Source organism: Candidatus Cardinium sp. cBcalN2 (genome assembly GCF_022810445.1).
Lineage (GTDB): Bacteria > Bacteroidota > Bacteroidia > Cytophagales > Amoebophilaceae > Cardinium.
In genome coordinates this window covers 1-1,328 of sequence record NZ_JAACGD010000207.1, presented here as the reverse complement: position 1 = coordinate 1,328, position 1,328 = coordinate 1, and the positions used below count along the sequence as shown (strand labels likewise).

The 1,328-nt window shown below is 33.7% G+C and carries 1 protein-coding gene; it reads left to right on the top strand.

The annotated features are described in order from the left end of the window. The first annotated feature begins 630 nt into the window (after positions 1–630). Positions 631–786 carry a hypothetical protein gene (locus tag MUW74_RS04300; RefSeq protein WP_243519262.1) on the top strand — a complete coding sequence of 52 codons (156 nt, stop codon included), beginning with the start codon at positions 631–633 and terminating at the stop codon, positions 784–786. Positions 787–1,328: the final 542 nt, after the last annotated feature.

Below are 1,328 nucleotides of genomic sequence, written 5' to 3'. Positions count from 1 at the left end.
AGAGAGAGAGAGAGAGAGCAGAAAAAATTAGTGTGTGATATGGTTCATGATAAGGTGTAAGTAATCGAAAGAGAAAACAAGAAAGAATGTTCCTTCCAGATTATTTCCCCAAAAGTTTTCGAATTAATCGAATGCTTTTGAGCATTTATTGAAGAGAAGAGATGATAAAAAGTCCACCTCAAAACTAAATCTATCCCAAAAACGTTGATTTCTGATTGCTAAAAGTGGAACTAAATTACTACATTCTTAACCAGTGGTCATTCAATGAGTGTGTATATATATCTATATTTTGACACTCCAAATTGGCTCCAAGTGATCTTAAGTAGTATAGTGGAAAAAGAAAAAAAGTTGTCAAATTAGACAAGATAAAAAAGAGAAAGTCCCAGTCTTCCAAGGTGAGCATACAATGCATTTCAAAGCCCATTTTTCCACCCAAAATCAAGTAGTGAAGGTGGATAATTTTTAAAATTTGACCCTTGTTAAACGTTAAATGATTTCATTTTCATCCACACTTATAAAAAAACACACAAACACAACCTGAAAGAAAGGTAAGTGTATATATAAAAGGAATGCATTGTTCTCGCCACTTATCTTTCGATCTGGATGATCTTAACCAATTGAGCATTCCAAGTGTTTATATACAAGTCCATTGATCTCCATCTTTCTTCTTCTTCTTCTTCTTCTTCTTCTTCTTCTTCTTCTTCTTCTTCTTCTTCTTCTTCTTCTTCTTCTTCTTCTTCTTCTTCTTCTTCTCTTTCATCCTTTCTTCCTCTTCCTCTTATCTGAATCTTCTTTCATTGTCAATGATCATTCATTCACACACACACACACAGCCACCCTCAGTCAGATAACGGTTTTCTCAAATTTATCTATTCCATTCCCAGTAATTATCCTTTCCCCCGAAACCTCCAAGTAAACTGAATGTACACAAGCACCATGAATCGACCTTATCAAGTGGTGTGTGTTTCTTGGTCAGTTTAATTGTACCTTCATGTATTCCACAGCTATATTCACAACAATTAAGTTTCATTAAATCTATTTTTAAAACACATATATATCCAGACAACATCGGCCATTCTTTGTCATGAACAATGATATCATTTGAATTGGGCCTTAAAGGGTAGAAGTTCTCAAGGGTCTTAAAGATTGGAATTCAGAGGATCCAGGAAATTTTTCTCGTCAAAATATATTATCAAAAAGCATTCCTTGCATACTCCTGATACACCAACATCTCACTGATTTTTTCGATTCTAATAAATCTCTTCATTATTATTAATCACTCTTGGAATCGTTAGAATTGAATCATGACGAATCGATAATTGAATAGC